Origin of the sequence: Sphingopyxis sp. OPL5 (assembly GCF_003797775.2) — a bacterium.
GTDB lineage: Bacteria > Pseudomonadota > Alphaproteobacteria > Sphingomonadales > Sphingomonadaceae > Sphingopyxis.
Genome location: NZ_CP060725.1, coordinates 4557756 through 4580005 on the forward strand (window position 1 = coordinate 4557756; position 22250 = coordinate 4580005).

Sequence of the window (22250 nt, forward strand, 5' to 3'; positions counted from 1 at the left end):
CATGACCCGCACCCTTTTCATCCTGCTGGCGCTCGCGCCGGCCGGGGTGGCGCACGCCCAGGACGTCACCCTCAAGCCGCTCGGCGAGGCCCGGCTCCGTTACGAGAGCGTCGACCAGGACGGCCTCGCCGCCGAAGCCGACGCCCTGACCCTGCGCGTCCGCGCCGGGGTCGAGGCGAAGTCCGGGCGCTGGTCGGCGCTCGTCGAAGGCCAGGGCAATCTCGCCCTCGTCGACGATTATTTCGACGGTCTCCACGGCGCCGCGACGCGGCCGCTGGTGGCGGATCCCGAGAATATCGCCCTCGCCCGCGCCCAGCTCCGCTACGCCTCACCGACCTTCGGCCTCACCGCGGGGCGCCAGCGGGTCGCGCTCGACGACGAGCGTTTCGTCGGCGCGGTGCCTTTCCGCCAGAACGGGCAGAGCTTCGACGCGGTCCGCGCCGAAATCACCCCGGCCAAGGGCGTCAAGGCCGACCTGACCTATGCATGGAGCGTGCGCACCATCTGGGGCATCGACGGCGTCGGCGCGCGGCAACAGGCGGTGTCGGGCGACAATCTCTTCGCCAATTTCAGCGTCGCGACCCCGGTCGGCAAGGCCGTCGCCTTCGCCTATCTTGTCGATCAGGACGAGGCCGCGATGCAGGGCTTCCGCATGTCAAGCCAGAGCTATGGCGTGCGGCTCGACGGCAGCCAGAAGCTCGGCAAGGCGAAGATAGCCTATCAGCTGAGCTATGCGCGCCAGTCCGACTGGCACCGCAACCCCAATGATTATTCCGCCGACTATTGGCTCGCCGATGTCGCGGTCGATCTTGGCGGCCCCCGGGTCGGCGTCGGCTATGAAATACTCGGCGCCGACAACGGAATTGCCCTCACCAGCTTCCAGACCCCGCTCGCCACCGGGTTCAAATTCCAGGGCTGGGCGGACAAATTCCTCGCCAACCCGCCCGATGGCGTGCGCGACCTTTATGCGAGCGCCGGCTGGGGCTGGCAGGCCGTGGGGCCGCTCAAGGCGGTGACGCTGCAAGCGGTGTACCACGACTATCGCAGCGACCGGGCCAGCCGCTCCTATGGCGACGAGATCGACCTGCTGGCGAGCGCCAAGCTCGGCAAATTCACCGCCTCCGCCCGCTACGCGCATTATGACGCGCGCACTCTTGCCACCGACACCGACAAATTCTGGCTGCAACTGGACTGGATGCTCTGATGGAACACCGCCCCCTCAAACCCGACGCCGACACGCGCGAGCATCTCGTCGTCATCGGCAACGGCATGGCCGGCTGCCGCGCGGTCGAGGAACTGCTCGCGCGCGATCCCACCCGCTACCGCGTCACGATCTTCGGCGCCGAACCGCGCGTCAATTACAACCGCATCATGCTCTCCCCCGTCCTCGCGGGCGAGAAATGCTTCGACGACATCGTGATCAACGACGCCGCATGGTACACCGACAATGGCATCGCACTCGCCGCGGGCGATCCCGTCGCGGCGATCGACCGCGCCGCGAAAACGGTGACGACGCGCAGTGGACTCAGCGAGACCTACGACCGGCTGCTGATCGCGACCGGCTCCGATCCCTTCATCATCCCCGTGCCAGGCAAGGACCTGCCCGGCGTGATCGCCTTTCGCGACATGGACGATGTCGACACGATGCTCGCCGCCGCCGATGCCGGCGGCGACGCGGTGGTGATCGGTGGCGGTCTGCTCGGGCTCGAAGCCGCGCATGGCCTCAGCTTGCGCGGCATGAAGGTCACCGTCATCCACCTGATGCCGACCTTGATGGAGCGCCAGCTCGACGAAGCCGCCGGCTGGCTGCTCAAGAACGCGCTCGAAGCGCGCGGCCAGACGATCCTGACCGGCGCCGACACCGCCGAGATCGTCGGCGACGGCAGGGTCGAAGGCGTGCGACTCAAGGACGGTACGCTGATCCCCGCCAGCCTCGTCGTCATGGCGGTCGGCATCCGCCCCTCGGTCGCCCTCGCCCGCGACGCCGGCCTCGCGGTCGGGCGCGGCATCCAGGTCGACGATCATATGGTGACCAGCGACCCCGCCGTGCTCGCGGTTGGCGAATGCGTCGAGCATGACGGACAGGTCTATGGCCTCGTCGCGCCGCTGTGGGACATGTGCCGCAGCCTCGCCGACGGCCTCGTCGAGAAACCCAGCGGCTATCGCGGATCGGCGACCTCGACCAAGCTCAAGGTGTCGGGCATCGACGTGTTTTCGGCGGGCGATTTCTCGGGCGGCGACGGATGCGAGGACATTGTCCTCCGCGACGCGAGCCGCGGCGTCTACAAGCGCGTGATCGTCAGGGACGACCGCATCGTCGGCGCGGTCCTCTACGGAGATACCGCCGACGGCAACTGGTATTTCGACCTGCTCAAACGCCAGGAAGACGTCTCCAACCTCCGGGACCTTTTGATCTTCGGTCAGGCCTTCGCCTCGGGAGGAGGCGCGGCGGACCCTAAGGCGGCCGTTGCGGCGCTCTCGGACGATGCCGAGATTTGCGGCTGCAACGGCGTTACCAAGGGCCAGGTCGTGTCGTGCATCGCCAAGGGCGCGCATAGCCTCGACGCGGTGCGCGGCACCTGCAAGGCCTCGGCAAGCTGCGGGTCTTGCACCAGCCTCGTCGAAAACCTGCTCGCGCTGACATTGGGCGACGAGGTCAAAGCCGGGCCGAAGACGATCTGCAAATGCACCAGCTTCGGTCACGACGATGTGCGCCGCGAAATCGTCGCGCAAGCGATGCGCTCGATCCCCGAGGTGATGCAGAAACTGCACTGGACCACCCCCGACGGCTGCTCGTCGTGCCGCCCCGCGCTCAATTATTATCTGCTCTGTGCGCTGCCCGGCGACTATGTCGACGACCAGCAGAGCCGCTTCGTCAACGAGCGGCTGCACGCGAATATCCAGAAGGACGGCACCTACTCGGTCGTCCCGCGCATGTGGGGCGGACTCACCAACCCGCGCGAGCTGCGCGCGATCGCCGATGTGGTCGAGAAGTTCAACGCGCCGATGGTCAAGGTCACCGGCGGCCAGCGGCTCGACATCTTCGGGATCAAGAAGGAAGACCTGCCCGCGGTCTGGGCCGACCTCAACGCCGCCGGGATGGTCTCGGGCCACGCCTATGGCAAGGCGCTGCGCACGGTGAAGACCTGCGTCGGCTCCGAATGGTGCCGCTTCGGCACGCGGGATTCGACCGGGCTAGGCGTCAAGATCGAACGGATGAGCTGGGGCAGCTGGATGCCGCACAAGTTCAAGATCGCGGTGTCGGGCTGCCCGCGCAACTGCGCCGAGGCGACGATCAAGGATTTCGGCATCGTCTGCGTCGACAGCGGCTACGAACTGCATGTCGGCGGCAACGGCGGCATCCATGTCCGCGCCACCGACCTGCTCTGCAAGGTCGCGACCGAGCAGGAGGCGATGGACCATTGCGCGGCGTTCATCCAGCTCTACCGCGAGGAAGCGCGCTACCTCGAACGCACCGCGCCATGGATCGAGCGCGTCGGGCTGGCGCATATCGTCGCACGCATCGTCGACGACGAACCCGGCCGCGAAGCGCTGCGCGCGCGCTTCCTCTATTCGCAAAGCTTTTCGCAGGATGACCCCTGGGCACAGCGCGCCGAGGGTGCCGAGGCCGAACATCATGCGCCGATGGCGCGCTTCACCCCGCAGGAGGCTTTTGCATGACCACCGCTGAATGGCTCGACATCGGCTGGGTCGACCAGATCCCCGTGCGCGGCAGCCGCACGGTGCAGGTCGAGGGCGGCGGCGACATCGCGGTCTTCCGCACCGCCGAGGGCAAGGTCTTCGCGCTGCTCGACCGCTGCCCGCACAAGCATGGACGGCTGTCGCAAGGCATCGTCCATGGCGGTGCGGTCGCCTGCCCGCTGCACAATTGGCGGATTTCGCTGTCGACCGGCGAAGCGCTCGGCGAGGACAAGGGCTGTACCCCGACGGTGCCGGTCAAGATCGACGCAGGCCGCGTGCTCATCTGCCGAGCGAGCACGCTGAAGGCCGCGGCGTGAGGGGTGGCGAAACGAAAACCCCTCCCCTTCAGGGGAGGGGCAGCGAGACTTGGTCCGGCGTCAGCCGGGCCTTCAGTCGAGCGGGGTGGAGTCTCGCGGCCTTGTGCAATCTCGCGAGACCCCACCCCAACCCCTCCCCTGAAGGGGAGGGGCTTAGATGATCCGCACCACCTGCGCCTACTGCGGCGTCGGCTGCGGCATCCGCGCGACGGTGACCGGCGAGCGCACGGTCGAGATCGCCGGCGACCCCGATCATCCCGCCAATCGGGGCAAGCTCTGCTCGAAGGGCACGCATCTCGGCGAAACCGTCGGCCTCGAAGGCCGCCTGCTCCACCCGATGATCGGCAACAAGCGCGCGAGCTGGGACAAGGCGCTCGACCTCGTCGCCAAGCGCTTCAAGGAGACGATCGCGCGCCACGGCCCCGGCAGCGTCGCCTTCTACGTCTCGGGCCAACTGCTCACCGAGGATTATTATGTCGCGAACAAGCTGATGAAGGGCTTCATCGGCACCGCGAACATCGACACCAATTCACGCCTTTGCATGTCGAGCGCCGTCGCGGGCCACACGCGCGCCTTCGGCGAGGACATCGTCCCCGCCACCTATGACGATCTCGACGCCGCCGACCTGTTCGTGCTCGTCGGGTCGAACACCGCCTGGTGCCACCCGATCGTCTACCAGCGCATCCGCGCGCGCTGCGAGGCGGGCGCCAAGCTCGTCGTCATCGACCCGCGGCGCACCGAGACCGCCGAGGAAGCCGACCTGCACCTCGCCATCCGCCCCGGCAGCGACGTCGCGCTGATGAACGGGCTGCTCCAGCATTGCCGCGAAGCCGGCGTCGTCGACGAAGACTATCTCGCCGCGCATGTCGCGGTACCCGCCGAATTTTGGGACCAGCTTGGAGAGGGGAACGACCTGTGGTCGGTGGCACGGACATGCGACGTGCTGGCCGCCGACCTCAGGCGTTTCTATGAGCTGTTCGCCGCAACGCCGCGTAGCGTCACGATGTTCAGCCAGGGGATCAACCAGGCGACCGCCGGAACCGACCAGGTCAACGCGATCCTCAACCTCCATCTCGCGACGGGGCGCATCGGCAAGCCCGGTGCCGCGCCCTTCTCGATCACCGGCCAGCCCAATGCGATGGGCGGGCGCGAAGTCGGCGGACTCGCCTCGACGCTCGCGGCGCATATGGACTTCGCGCCCGAAAACCGTGCGCGTGTCCAACGTTTCTGGGCCGCGCCGACGATCGCCGAAAAACCCGGATTGAAGGCGGTGGATCTGTTCCGCGCCGTCGGCGAAGGCCGGATCAAGGCTTTGTGGGTGATGGCGACCAACCCCGCGGTGTCGATGCCCGACGCGAACCGCGTGCGCGAAGCGCTGGCCGCCTGCCCCTTCGTCGTCGTCAGCGACGTGATCGAAAAGACCGACACCGGGGCCTTCGCGCACGTCCGCCTGCCTGCCGCGGCGTGGGGTGAAAAGGACGGGACCGTCACCAACAGCGATCGCACGATCAGCCGCCAGCGCGCGCTGTTTCCGCTGCCCGGCGAAGCGATGCCCGACTGGTGGATCGTCAAGGAGGTCGCGCGGCGGATGGGGTGGAAAAACGCCTTCGCCTATGACCGCGCCGCCGACATCTGGCGCGAGCATTGCCGCCTTTCGAATTACGACAACGACGGCGCGCGGCTGTTCGCCCTGCCCGGCGCGGCTCAGGGAGGCAATGCCGCGTATGACGATATGCGGCCCTTTCGCTGGGGCGGCGAACATCCCTTTGCCGATGGACGCTTTTCGACCGACGACGGCCGCGCACGCCTCGTTCCCGTCGCGCAAAAGCCGCTGCCCGAACCGCTCGCCAAATGGCCGCTGACGCTCAATACGGGGCGATATCGTGATCAGTGGCACACGATGACGCGCACCGGCCTCGCGCCTAAACTCGCGCGTCACCGCGAGGAGCCGCTCGTCGAGGTCCACCCCGACGACGGCGCGCGCCTCGGCCTCGCCGACGGCGGCCTCGCGCGCATCGAAACCCCGCAGGGCGACAGCCTCTACCGCGTCGCCTTCTACCCCGGCCAGCGCCCCGGCGAGCTGTTCGTGCCGATCCACTGGACCGACCGCACCGCGAGCGGCGGCCGCACCGGCCTGCTCCCCCGCCCGCTCGTCGATCCCGTGTCGGGCCAGCCGGGGTTCAAGCGCACCCCCGCATCGATCGCCGCGGTCGCCCCCAAATGGCGGGGCTTCCTCCTGCTCGCGCGCGAGCTTAGTGAGACCCCGCGCTGCCTGTGGGCGACGCGCGTCGCGGTGTCTTCCGGCGTGCTGTGGGAGGTCGCGGGTAATGGCGACCTCAAGAGCATCGAAGCGCTGCTCCCCAAGGGCGAACGCATCGAGGCGCAGGACGCCGCGCGCGGCACGCGGCGCATCGCGATCGCCGCAAACGGCCGCCTCGCCGGCGCGCTGTTCGTCACCGAGAGCGGCGAATTGCCGCCGCGCGACTGGCTGATCGCCCAGCTGTCCGCGCCCGAGGTCGCCCCCACCCTGCTCGCCGGCCGCGCGCCGGGAATGCAGGCCGACCGCGGCCCGATCATCTGCGTCTGTTTCGACATCGGGCTCAAGACGATCGTCGGCGCCATCCGCGACCAGGGCCTGGCCGAGGTCGCGGCGATCGGCGCCGCGATTGGCGCCGGCACCAATTGCGGATCGTGCCGCCCCGCGCTCGCGCGCATCCTGACCGAGGAGACCAGTAATGCCGCCTGACGATTTCGCCCCCGGCGCGGTCTGGCTTGTCGGCGCCGGTCCCGGCGACCCCGAGCTGCTGACGATGAAAGCGGTTCGGTTGATCGCGGCGGCGGACATTGTCTTTTACGATGCATTGGTCGGCCCGGACATTCTTGCCCTTATCCCGCCGCATATCGAACGCGTCGGGGTCGGCAAGCGATCGGGTCGCCATTCGAAGGACCAGCAGACGATCGACGCGATGCTCGTCGCCGCCGCGGCGGCGCGCAAGCGGGTCGTGCGGCTGAAGGGCGGCGATCCGTCGCTGTTCGGCCGGTCGGCGGAGGAAATGACGGCGCTGCGCGGCGCCGGGCATGTCGTCCATGTCTGTCCGGGCATCACCGCCGCCAGCGCCGCCGCCGCCTCGGCGGGCGTGTCGCTCTCACTGCGCGGCGTGGCGCGCGACGTCCATTTCGTGACGGCACACAGCCGCCGCGGCGCAGCGCTCGATCTCGACTGGCCGGCGCTCGCTGCGGAAGGCACCACCCTCGCCTTCTATATGGGGCGCGAAGCCGCGGGCGAAATCGCGCGCGGATTGGTCGATGCCGAAATGCCCGCCGCGACCCCGGTGCTGGTCGTCTGCAACGTCAGCCTTCCCGACGAAATGCTGATCGCGACGCGCCTCGATCTTCTCGCGCTCGCGACCCGCGCGCTGGCCGCCGACGCGCCGACGCTAATCCTCGTCGGCGAAGCGGTCGGCAAGGCACCGTCCCCGCACCCAGCCCCGATCGCCGAAACCGAGGTGACCTACGGCCGGTAAGGGACGGAATCGGGAAGGATGACGCCAACCGTTTTTGCATAGCTTACCCAGGCCTCCACCAATTCGGTCCGGCGTTCGGGCTCGGCGAGCGACAGGTCGCGGGTTTCCCCGGGATCGCGGGCAATATTGAACAGGCGCCAGGTCCCGTCGCCGATGTCGGTGAGTTTCCACTCGCCGCGACGATAAGCGCGCGATCCGAACAGTTCGGCGCCCACGCCATCGTCGGGACCATAGACAGGGACCCGGGGGTCGCGCAGCCAGCGGGCCCACGACCGGCCGGTGATCGGGCGGACCGTGCGATCGCCGACCCTCGTCGCCGTTGCATCGACCCCGGCAAGTTCGAGCACGGTCGGCGCGATATCGGCGACCGATTGATATTCGGTCGCGGCGCCGTCCCGCCGGGGAATGTCGAACCCGCTGACGAAAGCCACGGCGCGCGTGCCGCCTTCGCTTTGATAGCCCTTTGTGAGCCAGGAAGGCGCGGTCGCAGCCTGGGCCCAACCGGCGCCATAGGTGAGATAGGAGGTCGCCGTGCCGCGATTGGCGAAGCCGTTGTCGGCGCCTTTCAGCGCACCTGCCAGCATTTCGGCGCCGGTAGTCTCGACGTCGAGCGCCTCGGCGCCATTGTCGGCGAGGAAGATGATCACCGTATTGTCGAGTTCGCCCGCGGCGCGCAAAGCCTCGATCACGCGGCCGACATTCTGGTCGAGCCGGTCGACCATTGCGGCATAGATTTCCATGTTGCGCGCGGCGAGGCGTTGCTGCCCGGCGGTCAGCGAGTCCCAGCTGCCGTCGCGGTTGCGCGGCGTGTGGGCCGCAACGCCGGGCGCCAATATGCCGAGTTCGCGTTGGCGCGCGAGGCGCCGTTCGCGCAGCACATCGAAACCTTCGTCGTACCGCCCCTTGTAGCGGGCGATATCCTCGGGCGGCGCCTGCAGCGGCCAATGCGGCGCGGTGAAGGCCAGATAGGCGAAGAAGGGGCGCTCGCCCTGTCCTGCCGCTGGCCGCTCACCGAGAAAATCGACCAGCCGCGTCGCGAAATAGTCGCTCGAATAGAAATCCTGCGGCAGGCGCGTCAGTCGCTCTCCTTGTTCGGTATAGGTCGCCCGGCCCCCCTTTTCCGGATCGGCGTCGGTCCCGAAATGATTGTGCCCGCCCTGCAGCAAGGCGAAGCTGCGCGCGAAACCGCGGGCGTGCGGATCCTGCTCAGCGGTCAGGCCAAGGTGCCATTTGCCCGAAAAGAGCGTCTGATAACCGCCAGCCGAAAGCCGCTCGGCCAAGGTCGCGACATCGCTGCGCAAATAGCCTTCATATCCCGGTTGATCCTTCTGGTTGGGGCGGATCATCTCGGCCATCGTGCCAAGGCCGGCGAGGTGGTTGTCGGTGCCCGAAAGCAGCATCGAACGTGTCGGCGAGCAAGTCGGCGCGGTGTGAAAACCGGCGAGGCGAATGCCCGCGAGCGCCAGTCTGTCGAGATGCGGCGTCCTGATCTCGCCGCCAAAGGCCCCGAGGTCCGAATAGCCAAGGTCGTCGGCGACGATGACGAGGAAATTGGGACGGCGCTCGGTGGCCGTGGCGGAAAACGGCACGCCGATGGTCACAAGGGTCAAGGCGAGAACGAGAAAGCGGCGGATCATGTTGGCGTCCGTTCGATCGAAACAAAGGGGCGGTGCGCCCGGGCGAATGGAACCCGGGCGCACCGCAGACAGGATCGGCGCAGTCGCAGGATGGGAGAGGAGAGCATGGGCGCCGGCCCATGATGCGTCAGGCCGGTTCGTATTGTACCGCCTTTTCCTTGCGCACCGTCCGGCTGGTGCGGCCGTCGATCGCGACAGGGGTGTCGCCCGCGATCGTCGCGCGGCGCAGCGTGCGGCGTTGCAACCCGAAGTCGGCAACGGCGCGGTGCTGGGTCGCCTGATTGTCCCAGATGGCGACGTCGCCTTCGCGCCAGCGCCAGCGCACGACATTCTCGGGCTTGGTGATATGGTCCTGCAGAATCGCGAAGAGCCGCGCCGAATCCGCCCCATTCAACCCGACGAACTGCTTGACGAAATGCCCGAGCAACAGGCTGCGCTGGCCGCTGACCGGGTGGACGCGGACCACCGGATGCTCGGTTTCATAGACCGTCGAGGCAAAGACGTTGCGATGGTCCTTGATGCGCTTGGCGGCGCTTTCGCCGTCGGGGGCGCTCTGCAGGATCGCCGCATAGTCGTAGAGGTTGGTGTGCGTCGCCCACAGCGTGTTGACGAGCTGGCGCAGCGTCTCGGGAAGCCCTTCATAGGCGGTCTCGCCATTGGCCCACAACGTGTCGCCGCCGGCTTCGGGGATGGTCAGCGCCCGCAGGATCGACGCCTTGGGATAGGCCTCGACGAAGGTCACGTCGGTGTGCCAGCTCGACGCCGCATAACCTTCCTTGCTGTCGAGTTCGAGCAGGTAACGCGACCCGTCGGCGACCGGCACCGTCGGATGGGCGACCGGATCGCCGAGCGATGCGGCGAAATCCTCATGCTCCTGATCGGTGAGATGCTGCTGGTCGCGAAAGAAGAGCACCTTGTGGCGCACCAGCGCTGCCTGGATCGCCTGCACCGTCGTGGCGGGCAGATCGCCCGAAAGCTGGACGCCGTTGACGACGGCGCCGATGGTGCCGGTCACGGGCGTGACGTCGAGGTCGATTTTCTTGTCGCGAGCATTGGCGTAGCTGTTGTGAAGGTCCGTCATGATCAGTCTCCTTTGGGGGTTGGACGGCAGGCTATCCGGGAAGGGCGGGATCGGGCGGAACCGGTCGGGGCCTTCGGCGAATTTCGGGAAGGGGCGGCGCAGATCACAGCTTCGTCCGCAGCGTCGCGCCGATGGTGCGCGGTTCGCCGATCAGCGCGGTGACGATGCCGGTGTTCTGCGCCGACAAGGTCTGGAAATAATCCTTGTCGAACAGGTTGCGCGCCCAGATCGACAGGTCGAACAACCCGTCGTCGGTGCGGATGCCGATACGCGCATTGGCGATGCCGAACCCGGGGACATCGGCATAGCGGCTGTCGCTCGACGAAGTATTGAAGGTCGAGCGGTGCGAGTAATCGGCGTGGGCGTAGAGCGACAGGTCGCGTCCACCGAGCGCGCCGAGCGGTGCTGACGCGTCGCCGCCCAGCGTATAGGTGAATTTGGGCACGCCGGGCAGTTGCTCGCCGGTCAGGTCCTGCTTGCCGCTGAGGTTGAGCCTTTCGGGCGCCTGCGGTGCGTTCGGATAATCGCTATAGGTCGTATCGGCGTAGGCGGCCGACGCATAGAAGCTGATGCGATCGGTCGGCGCCGCGACCAGATCGGCCTCGACCCCGCGCGAACGGACGCCGGGAATATTGGCGATATATTGACGGAAATTGACGGTGCTTCCGATCTGCTCGGTGATCGCGGTCTGGTAATCGCTGATCTCGGTCCAGAAACCCGCGAGGTTGAAGGTTACCGCACGATTGAGCCACTGGGTCTTGACCCCGATTTCGTAACTGTCGACCTTTTCCGACGAGACATTGGGATCGACCCCGACGGGCAGGCTGGTCAGGTTGAGCCCACCGGACTTGTTGCCGCGCGAATAGGTCGCATAGCCAAGCGCGTCGTCGGAGAACTGCCATGACAGCGTCGCGAGGCCCGACACGCTGTTGTCGCTGAAGCTCGTCGAATAGTCGGTGACGGGATTGAACTGGGTCCGCAGGATGGCAGCGTCGCGCGCGATATCGGCGGGCAAGGTCGACAGGTCGACGCCCGCAACATGATATTGATGAAAGGATCCGCTCTTCTTTTCACGCGTATAGCGAAGCCCTGCGGTCAGCGTCAGGCGATCGGTGAACTTCCAGTCGAGTTGGCCGAACAGCGCATAGCTTTTGGTACGCGGGTCGGAGGTCGAATTCGCCTCGAACCCGTTGACCGCCGCTTCCCACGTGGCGAGCGAGAAGGGCGATGCCGGCGGCCGGTTCCATAACGCCGCGGCCGGCCCATAGGCCGTCGCGCCCTTGCCACGGATCACCTGCCAGAAATAATAGGCGCCGACGACATAGTTGATCGGGCCGGTGCTGTCCGATGCGAGACGGACTTCCTGGCTGAACTGACGCTGCCGGTTCGCCTGCTGCGCCTTGGTGATGACCGGCAGCGACGTCGAGTCGCCGTCGTTGGCGGGGTTCCAGTCCCACCAGCGATAGGCCGTGATCGACGTCAGCTTGGCGCCGCCAATATCCCAGTCGACCTGCCCCGACACGCCATAGCCGTCCATGTTCGACTGATAATGGCTGTTCGCCTCGCCGCGCCGCGCGAAGGGATCGATGGTCGGGAAAGTGTAGCCGGGAAAGCGCGCCGCACGCTGCGCGAAATTGTTCGGGATCGCGGCGCCATTGTCATAAGTGCCGAAATAATCGGCGAAGACGTTGAGCACATGGTTCTGCTTCTGGCGCGCGAAGTCGCCGATGATCCGCACCTCGACATCGGACGAGGGCGTGAAGAGCAATTGCCCGCGCAAGCTCCAGTTCGAATAATCCTGCGCGCGTTCATTCTGGGTATCGTTGTAGAGAAACCCGCGCCGTTCGGTCGCCGAGCCGCTGACCCGGATCGCGAGCAGATCCTGGACGATCGGACCCGAGGCCGAAGCACGCAGCTGATAATAGCCATAATCGCCGACGCTCGCCTCGCCCGAGAATTCGGGGTCGAAGCTCGGCTTGCGCGACGTGATGTTGATCGCGCCCGAGGTGGTGTTCTTGCCGAACAACGTTCCCTGCGGTCCGCGCAAAACCTCGATCTGCTGAAGATCGACGAGGTCGAACTGCGACTGACCGACGCGGCCGTAATAGACATTGTCGATATAGAAACCGACGCCGTTCTCCAGCCCGTCGTTGGTGAGCGCGACATTGCTGCCGAGGCCGCGGATATTGATGTTGGTGTTGCGCGGGTTGAAGCTGAACACCTGCAGGCTCGGCACGAGTTGCTGGACCTGGGTCAGCGTGTAATTGCCGGTCTTCTCGAGTGTTTCCGCGCCCACGACCGACAGCGCGATCGGGACGTTCTGCGCGCTTTCGTCGCGGCGGCGCGCCGAGACGATGATTTCGCTGCCGTCATAGCTGTCGCCGGCCGCTTCGGCCGAGGCTTCACCATCGATGATGGTCGCGGCGTCGGTGGCGGCTTCGGTGGCCGCGGCGGGCACCGCGTGCCATGCCACGGCGGCGCCGAGCAACAATTTGAGCCGGTGGTCGGGAGAGAATTTCGTCGTCATATTTTGTCCCCGGGCGGCGTTCCCGCCCCCTTTTTGATGTGTTTGAGATGGGCGCTATGCGCCGCGCCGGATCCTCCGCTCGCCAGACCGTCGCCCCACAAAGCGCGAGCCGCGCTGCGCAGGGACGCAGGATAGCGAGCCAGATCCGACAGGTCGGATTGGGTCAGCAAAGGCATGGTTTCACCTGTCGCCGACGCGCAGGCGCCGGACGCTGGACCGTGAGCCCTCGCGTGAGGGATATCGGCCACGATGAAAGAAAGGCGCCGCCGCGCGGAGGGGATGCGGTGGTCCGCTATCCCGCGCACAGGAAGGGCGAAGGTCTAGATGATGATACTACACATGCGCATCGCAATACCCCTTCTGGGGGAACGCAATGCCTGGCGCTGTCGCCCGAGCATCACGCGCTTTAGCCGTTGGTAACGCGGAGCAAGCTGCTTTCCCGTTCAAAAGCCGCGGGTCGAAGAGGAGCGGGAGAGCCCGTCACCCGTCTCGACCAGCTCCGAGTGACAATCTCAACTTAAAAAATTGATATTGGAGTCGTCAATGGCGGACCGCGGTTTTTGCGGCAAAGAAAATCTTTGAGACGATGAACCGAGGTCTTTCAGACCGGTCATGCCAGCATCGCGTCCATTCCCGTCCGCGAGCGGATCGACGCTCGTCAGGCCGGATCGCCGCCGCCGGACAGCAGCAGCAGCGACAGATATTCGTTGATCGGGGCTGGAAGCGGAACCGGACCTGCGGGTCCGGTCGAGACGACGACGCTGTCGGCGCAGCCGATGCATTTGCCGCCGACGAACAGCCCCTGCCCGATGACGAGCGAACGCTCGCCGACGCGGACGATGCCGGTCGCGACGTCGATGGTGCCGGGGTAGCGCGCCTGTCCCAGAAAGGCGGTGTCGACATTAGCGATCACCAGCGCCGGACTGTCTTCCTTGGCGACCTGCACCCGCGCTTCGGCGAGCAGTTCGAAGCGCGCTTCCTCATAAAATTGCCCGGTTGCGACATTGTTGAGGTGGCGGAACATGTCGATGTCGGAAAAGCGGATCGGCACCGCCTTGTGCAGCGGGTAGGAACCGGGATCGAGGCGGGGCGGCGTCGGTTTCATCGCGTTTCCAATCGGTCGCGCCACGCCATCAGCGCGGCATGGGTCGCTTCGGGTACCTCGCGCTGGGGGACGTGACCGCACACGGGAATCATGTGCAGCACGGCATCGGGCAAAGCGGCCGCCATGTCGCGCGAACGATCGGGAGAGACGATAGCATCGTCCTCGCCCGCAAGAACCAGCGCCGGACCGGCGATGCCGGCCAGCAGGCCGCACCGGTCGACGCGCGTCGAGGCCGCCGCCTGCTGCTCGGCGAAGCGTTCGGCGCCGCAGCGCAAGAGCATCGCATGTATGTCGGCGAGCAACTCGGCATCGGCGCGGCTGGTGCGCGACAACATCGCGCGGGCGAGACGGTCCGCCAGCAGGCCAAAGTCGTCGCGCGCCTGCATGATTGCCGCTTGCCGCCCTGCCCTGGCTTCGTCGCTGTCGGCGGTGCAGGCGCTGCTGAGCATCGCAAAGCCCGTCAGCCGTTCGGGGACACGCGCGGCGAGTTCCAGTGCGACATAGCCGCCCATCGAATGACCGCAGAGCGCAAAGCGGTCGGGCAGGTCGGCGAGGATGGCCTCGGCCATCGCCTCGACCGAGGCGCCGCGCGGCACGAAGATGCGATCGACAGGCATGCCTTGCCAACTCGCCGCATCGGTGGCGATGCCGCAGATCGCGATTACCGGTGCATCCACCCGCCCTCTCCTCTCGCGTCGATGCTGCTATTCCTCGACGATTCCCGCAAGGTCGCGCGCGAAACCTTTCTTGGTTTCGACATCCATGCCGCGCAAGATCTGGATGCGCTGGGCTTGCGGCGACCCCGCGCCGTGCATCGATTCGGTGAGATAACCGACCGCGTTGCGGCCCAGCGTCATATTCTCGATCAGCCGCAGGATGCGCTGGCGATATTCGACCGGGACATTGTGTTTGCCCTTCATATATTTCTCTAGGATCGGGCCGATCGTCTCGTTCTTGAAGTCCGCATCCGAAGGCATCGTCACCATGATGCCGCCGGCAAGATCCTGCGCGAGGCGCGAAATCTCGTAAGGGAAGCGCGTCACATTATGCTTGCACACATTGGCGAGCATCGCGTCGTTCATGAAGATGCCCGACGGCAGCTGTTTCGCCTCATGGCTCGATGCGATGGCGGAGGAATAGATGGTCTCGTTGAGGTGCGTCATCTCGACGAGCTTGTCCTTGATATGGCTCGCCGCCTCGGCGCCGTTGTAATCGGCGACTTGCGCCGCGGCACCGACCATCACGTCGCCGAGCCCGGTTTTGCAGACGTAACTCGCGCGATGGTACGACGTGAAGCGCGCGACCATGTCCTGCGCGAATTCATATTCGCCGTCCATCAGCACATGTTCGTGCGGGATGAAGACATTGTCGAAGACGACGAGCGTTTCCTGCCCGCCGAAGCGCGCATTGCCCTGGTCGATGTCGCCCGCCTCCATCGCGCGGGTGTCGCACGACTGGCGGCCATAGATGTAGGTGAGGCCCACCGCATCGCCCGGCACCAGACCGACGATCGCGAAGTCGCGGTCGGCCTCGCCCATGTTCATCGTCGGCATCACGCAGATCCAGTGCGAGTTGAGCCCGCCGGTCATGTGCGCCTTGGCGCCGGTGACGTACACGCCCGCGTCGGTGCGCTTGACGACGTGCAGGAACATGTCGGGATCGGCCTGTTCGTGCGGGCGTTTCGATCGATCGCCCTTGGGGTCGGTCATGCCCGCGCCGATGATGATATTCGCGCGCTGAGCGTGGCGCATGAAGTCGAGGTAGCGCTGGTGGTAGGGCGTGCCGTGCTTCGCATCGATGTCGTATGTGATCGAGTGGAGGACGCTGATCGTGTCGAGCCCGGCGCAGCGCTGGAAGCAGGTGCCGGTGAGCTGGCCCATCTTGCGCTGCATGCGGTTCTTCATGACGAGGTCTTGCGGCGAGCCGACGATGTGGAGGAAGCGGTTGACCGGCGCGTCGATCAGGTCGCTGTGCGCGGTCGCGAGCTCGGGGTCGGCGACCGCGAGGTCATAGGTCATTTTGAGCGCGTTGATCGAGGGGCGGATGATCGGGTGGTCGACGGGTTCCGCGACGCGCTCGCCGAACAGCCAGACCTCGACGCCGCGGTTCCGGAGCGAGTCGACATAGTCGTCACCGGTGACGATCGGGGCGAAGCGCGCCCAGCGGTCGGCGGCACTTTCTTCGCGGGGGTGGATGGTCATGTGCAGTCTCCCATTTTGTCTATCTTCACGCATATCGCGGAGGCGGGGTGTCAAAACAGGGCATGACAGGCGAGGAAAACTCACCATAATGCGCAGCCATCATGGCGACGATCGACGGCTATTATTTTCAGATCTGCACGAAGGGCGCCGAGCGCGCGGGCAAGCGGGCGCGCGACCTGACCCTCGGGACCGGACTCGACCCCGCCGATTTCGCGGCGCCGGGGTGGCGCGGGTCGGCCGAGGCGATGGCGCTGCTGGTGCGCAATATCTGGGCGGCGCTGGATGACGAGTTTATGGGCCATACCGCGCGGCGGGTGCGGCCGGGGAGCTTCGCCTTCGCGTGCGAACTGGCGCTGGAGGGGGCCGACGTCGCCGACGGGCTGTCGCGAGCAGCGCGGTTCTACAACCTACTCGATGCGGGGATCGCCACGGGCGTGCGGGCGACTGCGGCGGGGCTTGAGGTCGAGGTGCGCTTCGACCGGCCCGATCTCGATCCCGACCATTATTTCGGCGAATTCTGGCTGATCATCTGGCACCGGCTCGCCTGCTGGCTGGCAGGCGAGACGATTTCGCTGCTGGCGGCCGAGTTCGATTATCCGCGTCCGCAAGCCTATTTCGAGGAGTTCAAATATCTCTTCCCGTGCCGTCATCGCTTCGACGGCGCGGCGCGGCGAATACTGATGGACGGACACGCGCTGCACGCACCGATCCAGCGCACGCGGGACGAACTGGAGGCGATGATCGCGGCGGCGCCGCTCGACATCATGACGATCCCCGCGAGCGATGCGAGCGTCGCGCGGCGGGTGCGGCAGTATCTGACGCGCAGCCCCGATCTGACGCTGGAGGAACTGGCGGTGGCGACCGGGCTGTCGCCGCACAAGCTGCGCCGCCTGCTCCGCGCGGAGGGCATGACGCTGGCGACGATCCGCGAGAATGTGCGGCGCGACAAGGCGATGCGGCTGCTGACCAGCGGCAATGCGACGGTCGAGGCGATCGCCGAAATGCTGGGTTATGCCGAGGCGCGGAGCTTTACGCGCGCGTTCCGGCAGTGGACGGGACGGTCGCCTTCGGCTTGGCGGGCTGGTGGGTGATGGGGTGGACAGCGGCGTTGCTTAACCCGTCGCCCCCGCGAAGGCGGGGGCCACTGGCCGCCTTGCTCAACGAGCGCTGCGCAAAACGATAGCGGCCCCCGCCTTCGCGGGGGCGACGACTTTTCCCTCGGCTCAGCTCCCCCCGCCCCGGCACATGCCGATGACATAGTCGATGATCATCCGGTCGCGCTGGGGCGACGGCGGACCGAGGACGCCTTGCGCGTGGAGCGGAAGATGCGCGACCGCCTGCCCTGCCCCCTCGCCGAAGACATAATGGTCGAACCAGGTGCGCCACGCTTCACGTTCGGCGTCGGGCAGTTCGCGGATCGAGTGCATCGCGAGCATCAGCGCGGCGAAGGGGAAGCGGTCGGTGCGCTGACCGAACCAGTAGTTGACCAGCACATTGAGCGCGCCGGTCGAGCGGACATGGTGCCACCACATCGGCGGCATGAAGAGCGCGTCGCCGGGTAGGAGATCGGCGATCAGCTTGTGCCGTTCGGCGTCGGCATAAAGCGGATAACGGTCGAGGTCGGGATGGTCGGGGTCGACCATGCTCGTCGGCTGGCCGGCAATGGTGCGCTCGACCGGGCCGACATAGAGGTTCGAAATCTGCTCGGGCGGGAAGAGCGAGAAGCGGCGGCGGCCCGCGACGACGACCGCGATGTTCGACGCCATGTCGTAATGCGGCGCGATGCGGCTGGCGTTTCCGACCCAGATGCGCGGATCGACGCCCTGCACATCGATGCCGAGCGGGTTTTCGGCGGCGAAGCTGGACAGGCTGTCGGGGGTCGGGGTCGATCCGGCGTAAAGCGTGGGTCCCGCGGGATCGCCGCGGATCGCGAGGAGCCGTTCGACGAGCGTCGCCATCGGCATCTTCTCGCTGCGGAAATTCACCCCGCGCATGTCGTCGGTGTAGAAATAGCGCCCGCCGGTTTCTGGCGGGCCGACCAGCACTGTCAGCGGTTTGCCATTGTCGCGCGCCGCCAGATAGGCGGCGATGGCCTGGTCGCCCTGCCCTGCGGCTGCGACGGCGGGCCAGTGGGACGCGAGACCGCGCATGACGAAAGGGCGCGCGGCGGCGGCGATGGCAGCATCAATCGCCGCCAAGTTAGCGCCGTCAACTTCGTCGATCGTCTTTTCCGTTTCGGTGCTCACGGACATCAATCTAGCCGTTCGTGTCGAGCGAAGTCGAGACACCCCGAAGCCTTGCGGGTCCCAAGCGTGTCTCGACTTCGCTCGACACGAACGGGATGAGGGGGCGGCGCATAGATAGGCGAGACGCAGGCAGGTCGAGCGCGCCGATGCTTACCGCCCGGGTTCGACACGAACCGTGCGGCTGGCGCGCTTGCCGTCGGTCGAGCGGGTGCGGAGGTCGACCGCGCCGCTGACCGCGACCGGTCCCGCATAGCGCGTCCAGGCGCCTCCACCGACCCGATATTCGATGGTCGTGCCGGGATAGACGCTGTTCGCTTCGAGCTTGCCCGCGGCGATGCGTGCGCCCGGCGGGGCGACGCGATAGGCGACGCCGATGCGGTCGAGCAGCGGGAATTGCGCCGCAGCGCGGCCGGCAAAATCCTGCCAGCCCGTTTTCAGCTTTGCCCGATCGACACGGCTGTCGCCCCATTCATAGGCCGCCCCCGCTTGATAGGCCGGCGTCCAGGGCGCGGGCGCCCAGCCGCGTTCGGCGAGCGCGAGCAGGCGCGGGAAGAGCATATAGTCGACCTGGCCGTCGGTGCGGATCGTCTCGCTCCACAATTGCGCCTGCACCCCGGCGACGCGGTGGCCGGGCTGGAGCGTCGGGGCATCGTCGATCGGCTTGCCCTCGGCATAGATGTTGCGGATCGTCGCGGCATTGGCGGGCAGATTGTCCGGCATGAAGCCGAAGACCTGATATTCGTCGACGCCGCGCGAGGCCCAGTCGTAACCGCCTTCGTCGGGATGCGGCGCATAGGGCATGTCGAAATAACCGAGGTCGGGGATCGACAATATGACGTTCCAGCCGCGATTGAGCTGGTCGTGCGCCTCGCGGATCGCGCCGGTGTGGAGAACGCCCCAGATGTTGGTCTGCGAATCCTTCGGCATGTTGGCGGCATCGGTGTGCCCCATGCCGTCGCTCCAACCGCCGGCGCGCAATCCCTTGGCGGCAAGGCTGGCGCTGACGCGTTCGATGAAGCGCGGGGTCAGTTTACCCGGATCGCCGCCATTTTCGGCGATCATCGCGGCGCAGGCGGGCGATTTCACCCAGGCGCCCGCGGTTTCGTCGGCGCCGAGGTGGAAGGTCTTGAGCGGCGTTCCCGCCTGGCGGTGCATGGCGGCGAGCGCGTCGACGACGGTGTCGACGAAGCGATAGGTCGCGGGCAGGCAGACGTTGAGCGTGTTGTCGTCGTAATTCTGGATGCTGCGATATGCGGTGGTGTCGGCCGGGTCGATCAGGCGATAGGCGTCGGCCTCGGCGGTCTTGCCCGCAGCCGCCAGCCGCGCGTGGCGGAGTTCCATCGCCTTGATCGCGGCGCGGCTGTGTCCCGGCATATCGATCGACGGGATCACCTCGATCTGGCGCGCCGCCGCCGCCTGCACGATCGCGACATAGTCGGCGACGCTGAGATAGCCGTTGACCCCGCTCGTCCCGTCGGGACCGGCGCCGAGCTGCGGCAGGATGCAGGTCTTTTCCTCGGGGTCGTGGCAGCGTTTCGAGCCGATTTCGGCGAGTTCGGGCAGCGCCGGGATTTCGATCCGCCACCCCTCATCCTCTGCAAGGTGAAGGTGAAGCTTGTTGAGCTTGAACGCAGCCATCGCCTCGACGAGCTTCAAAATCTCGTCGCGGCCGTGAAAATTGCGCCCGAGGTCGAGGTGCAGCCCGCGAAAGCCATATTCGGGCGCGTCCTCGACATGGAGCGGCTTGAGCTTGCCCTGTTCGAACGCCGCCTGTTGCGCGAGCGAGCGCAGCGCATGACTTGCCCCCGCCGCGTCATGCGCGCTGATCGTGACGCCGGATGCAGCGACGTCGAGGACATAGGCTTCGGGCGCGAGCGAGGGGGCGCCGATGCGGATGGTGAGCGGCAGCTTGCCGCCCTCACCCACCCCCGCCGCCGCCAGCGCGGACAGGGCGGGCGCGAGAGCGCTGCGATCGGTGCCGTCGAGCGTCAGCGCGATACCGCCGCCGAGGTCGACGGGCTTGCCCTTGCCCTGCACCGCCCTGGCCGGTTTGGGCAGGATAACGACGCCGGTCGCGGCGGGGGCCTGACGGTCGGCCTGCAGCGCGAAGGCGCGTTCGGGGAGCAGCCAGCGCGTCTTGTCGGCGTCGCTCTTGGTCGCGAGCCGCGCCTCATCGGTCATCGGCGCGACGAAAGGCAGGATTTCGAGGCCGGTTTCGGGGTCGATGACGGGCCGCGTCGCGGCGATCGTGCGCGCCCGCACCCCGTCGGCGACCAGATAGGCGTTGGGCATGCCGAACGCCTTTGAGAAATTGGCGCCGACGCCCCATAATTTGATCTTATGCGTCGACCCGGGTTTCAGCGTGACCCCGGGCTTGAGGGTCAATTGCTGGAGGTCGCCGTTGATCAGGCGATGGTCGAAGATGTCGCTTTCGACGACGGGGAGGCGGTTGACGAAGCTGAAGTAGAGCGAGAGGCTGTGAAGGTCGGCGGGGACCGTGTCGGGCAGCGTCAGCGTGATCGTCGAGAGGAAACAGGCGTCGATTCCCGTCGGGCACGCCGGACGGTTGTCGACCATCGTCAGCCGGTAGCCGAGCGTATCGGCGAAGCGGTCGAACGCCGCCTGCGCGGGGGCTTCGTTCGCGAACGCCGCGGGCGCCATCGGCAGCGCCGCCACCATCGCCGCGGTCGTCATCGCCCTGGCCATCATCCGCATATCCGCTCTCCCGCTCGACAAGTTGTATCTAATTTGTCATGTAGTTTCCCAATGGTCAATGCGCTTCAAATGGGGCGCTTTCAAAAGGGATAGGCGTGACATGGCAGGATTGTCGGCTTTTTGGCGCATCGCGGCGATCCTGATTGGTTTTACATTAGTATTGTCGTCGGCATCGACCGCCTCCGCGACCGATCGTCCGGTTGTGGTCGGCTATCTCGCGGCGTTCAAGGGCCTCGACCTGTCGATCGAACGGACCGACCTGTCGTCCTTCACCCACTACAACCTCTCCTTCGCCAATCCCGATGCCGGAGGCGCTTTCGTCCGCGACGGGCGCATGACCTGCATGGGCGACGAGAATGGCGCGGCCATGCGCGTCGATGCCTTGCGTGCGGCGGTGGCGCGGTTGCACGCGGCGGGCGGAAAGGTGCTGTTGTCGACCGCCGGGGGCGTGATCCCCGGCTGTTCGGGCGACTGGCGGGCGTTGCTGGCGCCCAAGCGGAGCGCGGCGACGGTGGCGGCGCTCGTCGAGCTCGCCGAAACGCTGAACCTCGACGGGATCGACATCGACATCGAAGGGGCGCTGCTGACCGAGATCGACAAGGCGGGCAATTATACGCCGTTCATCGCCGACCTGTCGGCGGCGCTGAAGGCGCGCGGCAAGCTGCTGACCTGTGCCACCGCATCCTATGAGGGCGGGATGATCCCGATTTCGTCGATCCGTTATTTCGATCTGGTCAATGTGATGTCCTATGACGCGATCGGGCCGAGTTGGGGCCAGTCGGGCGACGAACATGCGCCGCTGGCGATGGCGAAACGCGACCTCGACCTGTGGCTGGCGCGCGGGGTGGCGCGCGAGCGGCTGGTGCTCGGCGTGCCTTTTTACGGCTACGGGTTCGGCGGCGAGACGGCCAATTGGTCCTATCGCGACCTTGCCGCAAGCAAGGGGCTGGACGCTACCAAAGCCGATGTCATCGGCGATCGCTGTGCGGGTTGCCGCTACATCACCCACAATGGTCCGGCGACGATCGCGGCGAAGGCGCGACTTGCGGCGGAAAAGGCGGGCGGCGTGATGGTGTGGGAATTGTCGCAGGACAGCCCCGATCATGCGCTGACCCGGGCGATCGGGCGCGGATTGTCGCGCGAATAGGTCGCAACGAGGTTGACGCGACGATACCAATGCAACACATGGGGCGGG

15 protein-coding genes are annotated in these 22250 nt (G+C 66.6%); 7 read left to right on the plus strand and 8 right to left on the minus strand.

The genetic code is table 11. The features are described 5' to 3' along the window. Position 1 precedes the first annotated feature (1 nt). From EEB18_RS21975 to cobA, 5 genes are all read left to right on the plus strand, one after another. Positions 2-1204, plus strand: coding sequence for a hypothetical protein (locus tag EEB18_RS21975; RefSeq protein WP_187138805.1), 1203 nt, complete (start codon positions 2-4; stop codon positions 1202-1204). Then, positions 1204-3681: a nitrite reductase large subunit NirB gene (gene nirB / locus EEB18_RS21980; RefSeq protein WP_187138806.1), complete on the plus strand. Its 2478-nt coding sequence runs from the start codon at positions 1204-1206 to the stop codon at positions 3679-3681. Before EEB18_RS21975 ends, nirB begins: the two co-directional genes overlap by 1 nt. Continuing rightward, positions 3678-4019, plus strand: a complete 342-nt coding sequence (gene nirD, locus EEB18_RS21985) for a nitrite reductase small subunit NirD (protein ID WP_187138807.1) — start codon at positions 3678-3680, stop codon at positions 4017-4019. Before nirB ends, nirD begins: the two co-directional genes overlap by 4 nt. Positions 4020-4176: 157 nt before the next feature. Continuing rightward, positions 4177-6765 carry a nitrate reductase gene (locus EEB18_RS21990; protein WP_187138808.1) on the plus strand — a complete coding sequence of 863 codons (2589 nt, stop codon included), beginning with the start codon at positions 4177-4179 and terminating at the stop codon, positions 6763-6765. Continuing rightward, positions 6755-7543 carry a uroporphyrinogen-III C-methyltransferase gene (gene cobA, locus EEB18_RS21995; protein ID WP_187138809.1) on the plus strand — a complete coding sequence of 263 codons (789 nt, stop codon included), beginning with the start codon at positions 6755-6757 and terminating at the stop codon, positions 7541-7543. The genes EEB18_RS21990 and cobA overlap by 11 nt, the downstream gene beginning before the upstream one ends. Here cobA and EEB18_RS22000 read toward each other — a convergent pair. The 6 genes from EEB18_RS22000 to EEB18_RS22025 all read right to left on the minus strand — a co-directional run bounded on the left by EEB18_RS22000 (position 7531) and on the right by EEB18_RS22025 (position 16094). After that, positions 7531-9180 (minus strand): arylsulfatase, encoded by a 1650-nt coding sequence (locus EEB18_RS22000; protein WP_187138810.1) that lies wholly within the window; start codon positions 9178-9180, stop codon positions 7531-7533. The two genes, cobA and EEB18_RS22000, sit on opposite strands and share 13 nt — an antisense overlap. 127 nt (positions 9181-9307) lie before the next feature. Beyond that, positions 9308-10261, minus strand: coding sequence for a TauD/TfdA dioxygenase family protein (locus EEB18_RS22005; protein ID WP_187138811.1), 954 nt, complete (start codon positions 10259-10261; stop codon positions 9308-9310). Between the two features lie 103 nt (positions 10262-10364). Beyond that, positions 10365-12788, minus strand: a complete 2424-nt coding sequence (locus EEB18_RS22010) for a TonB-dependent receptor (protein ID WP_187138812.1) — start codon at positions 12786-12788, stop codon at positions 10365-10367. Between the two features lie 658 nt (positions 12789-13446). Then, positions 13447-13893: an acyl-CoA thioesterase gene (locus tag EEB18_RS22015; RefSeq protein WP_187138813.1), complete on the minus strand. Its 447-nt coding sequence runs from the start codon at positions 13891-13893 to the stop codon at positions 13447-13449. Continuing rightward, positions 13890-14570 carry an alpha/beta fold hydrolase gene (locus tag EEB18_RS22020; protein ID WP_187138814.1) on the minus strand — a complete coding sequence of 227 codons (681 nt, stop codon included), beginning with the start codon at positions 14568-14570 and terminating at the stop codon, positions 13890-13892. Before EEB18_RS22020 ends, EEB18_RS22015 begins: the two co-directional genes overlap by 4 nt. Before the next feature lie 27 nt (positions 14571-14597). Continuing rightward, complete coding sequence (locus EEB18_RS22025) at positions 14598-16094, minus strand: 4-hydroxyphenylacetate 3-hydroxylase family protein (protein WP_187138815.1); 1497 nt, start codon at positions 16092-16094, stop codon at positions 14598-14600. 101 nt (positions 16095-16195) lie between these two features. On the opposite strand from EEB18_RS22025, the gene EEB18_RS22030 reads away from it, so the two are divergent. Next, positions 16196-17185 carry an AraC family transcriptional regulator gene (locus tag EEB18_RS22030; protein WP_187138816.1) on the plus strand — a complete coding sequence of 330 codons (990 nt, stop codon included), beginning with the start codon at positions 16196-16198 and terminating at the stop codon, positions 17183-17185. A 132-nt stretch (positions 17186-17317) separates the two neighbouring features. On the opposite strand, the gene EEB18_RS22035 is transcribed toward EEB18_RS22030, so the two are convergent. Both EEB18_RS22035 and EEB18_RS22040 read right to left on the minus strand, forming a co-directional pair. Continuing rightward, the gene (locus EEB18_RS22035) at positions 17318-18340 is read right to left on the minus strand and encodes a cupin-like domain-containing protein (RefSeq protein ID WP_262408038.1); all 1023 of its coding nucleotides are present in this window, start codon (positions 18338-18340) and stop codon (positions 17318-17320) included. A gap of 150 nt (positions 18341-18490) precedes the next feature. Continuing rightward, a complete protein-coding gene (locus EEB18_RS22040) occupies positions 18491-21055 on the minus strand; it encodes a family 20 glycosylhydrolase (RefSeq protein ID WP_262408039.1) in 2565 nt (854 codons plus the stop codon). Positions 21056-21155: 100 nt separating this feature from the next. Between EEB18_RS22040 and EEB18_RS22045 the strand changes: the two genes are divergently transcribed. Beyond that, positions 21156-22202 (plus strand): glycosyl hydrolase family 18 protein, encoded by a 1047-nt coding sequence (locus tag EEB18_RS22045; protein WP_187138818.1) that lies wholly within the window; start codon positions 21156-21158, stop codon positions 22200-22202. Positions 22203-22250: the final 48 nt, after the last annotated feature.

What these genes read in the sequence shown, in the direction of transcription:
- EEB18_RS22040 (WP_262408039.1), bottom strand. Translation starts at nt 21,055, where the DNA reads ATGCGGATGATGGCCAGGGCGATGACGACCGCGGCGATGGTGGCGGCG.
- nirD (WP_187138807.1), top strand. Translation starts at nt 3,678, where the DNA reads ATGACCACCGCTGAATGGCTCGACATCGGCTGGGTCGACCAGATCCCC.
- EEB18_RS22010 (WP_187138812.1), bottom strand. Translation starts at nt 12,788, where the DNA reads ATGACGACGAAATTCTCTCCCGACCACCGGCTCAAATTGTTGCTCGGC.
- cobA (WP_187138809.1), top strand. Translation starts at nt 6,755, where the DNA reads ATGCCGCCTGACGATTTCGCCCCCGGCGCGGTCTGGCTTGTCGGCGCC.
- EEB18_RS21990 (WP_187138808.1), top strand. Translation starts at nt 4,177, where the DNA reads ATGATCCGCACCACCTGCGCCTACTGCGGCGTCGGCTGCGGCATCCGC.
- EEB18_RS22015 (WP_187138813.1), bottom strand. Translation starts at nt 13,893, where the DNA reads ATGAAACCGACGCCGCCCCGCCTCGATCCCGGTTCCTACCCGCTGCAC.
- EEB18_RS22030 (WP_187138816.1), top strand. Translation starts at nt 16,196, where the DNA reads ATGGCGACGATCGACGGCTATTATTTTCAGATCTGCACGAAGGGCGCC.
- EEB18_RS21975 (WP_187138805.1), top strand. Translation starts at nt 2, where the DNA reads ATGACCCGCACCCTTTTCATCCTGCTGGCGCTCGCGCCGGCCGGGGTG.
- nirB (WP_187138806.1), top strand. Translation starts at nt 1,204, where the DNA reads ATGGAACACCGCCCCCTCAAACCCGACGCCGACACGCGCGAGCATCTC.
- EEB18_RS22045 (WP_187138818.1), top strand. Translation starts at nt 21,156, where the DNA reads ATGGCAGGATTGTCGGCTTTTTGGCGCATCGCGGCGATCCTGATTGGT.
- EEB18_RS22000 (WP_187138810.1), bottom strand. Translation starts at nt 9,180, where the DNA reads ATGATCCGCCGCTTTCTCGTTCTCGCCTTGACCCTTGTGACCATCGGC.
- EEB18_RS22025 (WP_187138815.1), bottom strand. Translation starts at nt 16,094, where the DNA reads ATGACCATCCACCCCCGCGAAGAAAGTGCCGCCGACCGCTGGGCGCGC.
- EEB18_RS22005 (WP_187138811.1), bottom strand. Translation starts at nt 10,261, where the DNA reads ATGACGGACCTTCACAACAGCTACGCCAATGCTCGCGACAAGAAAATC.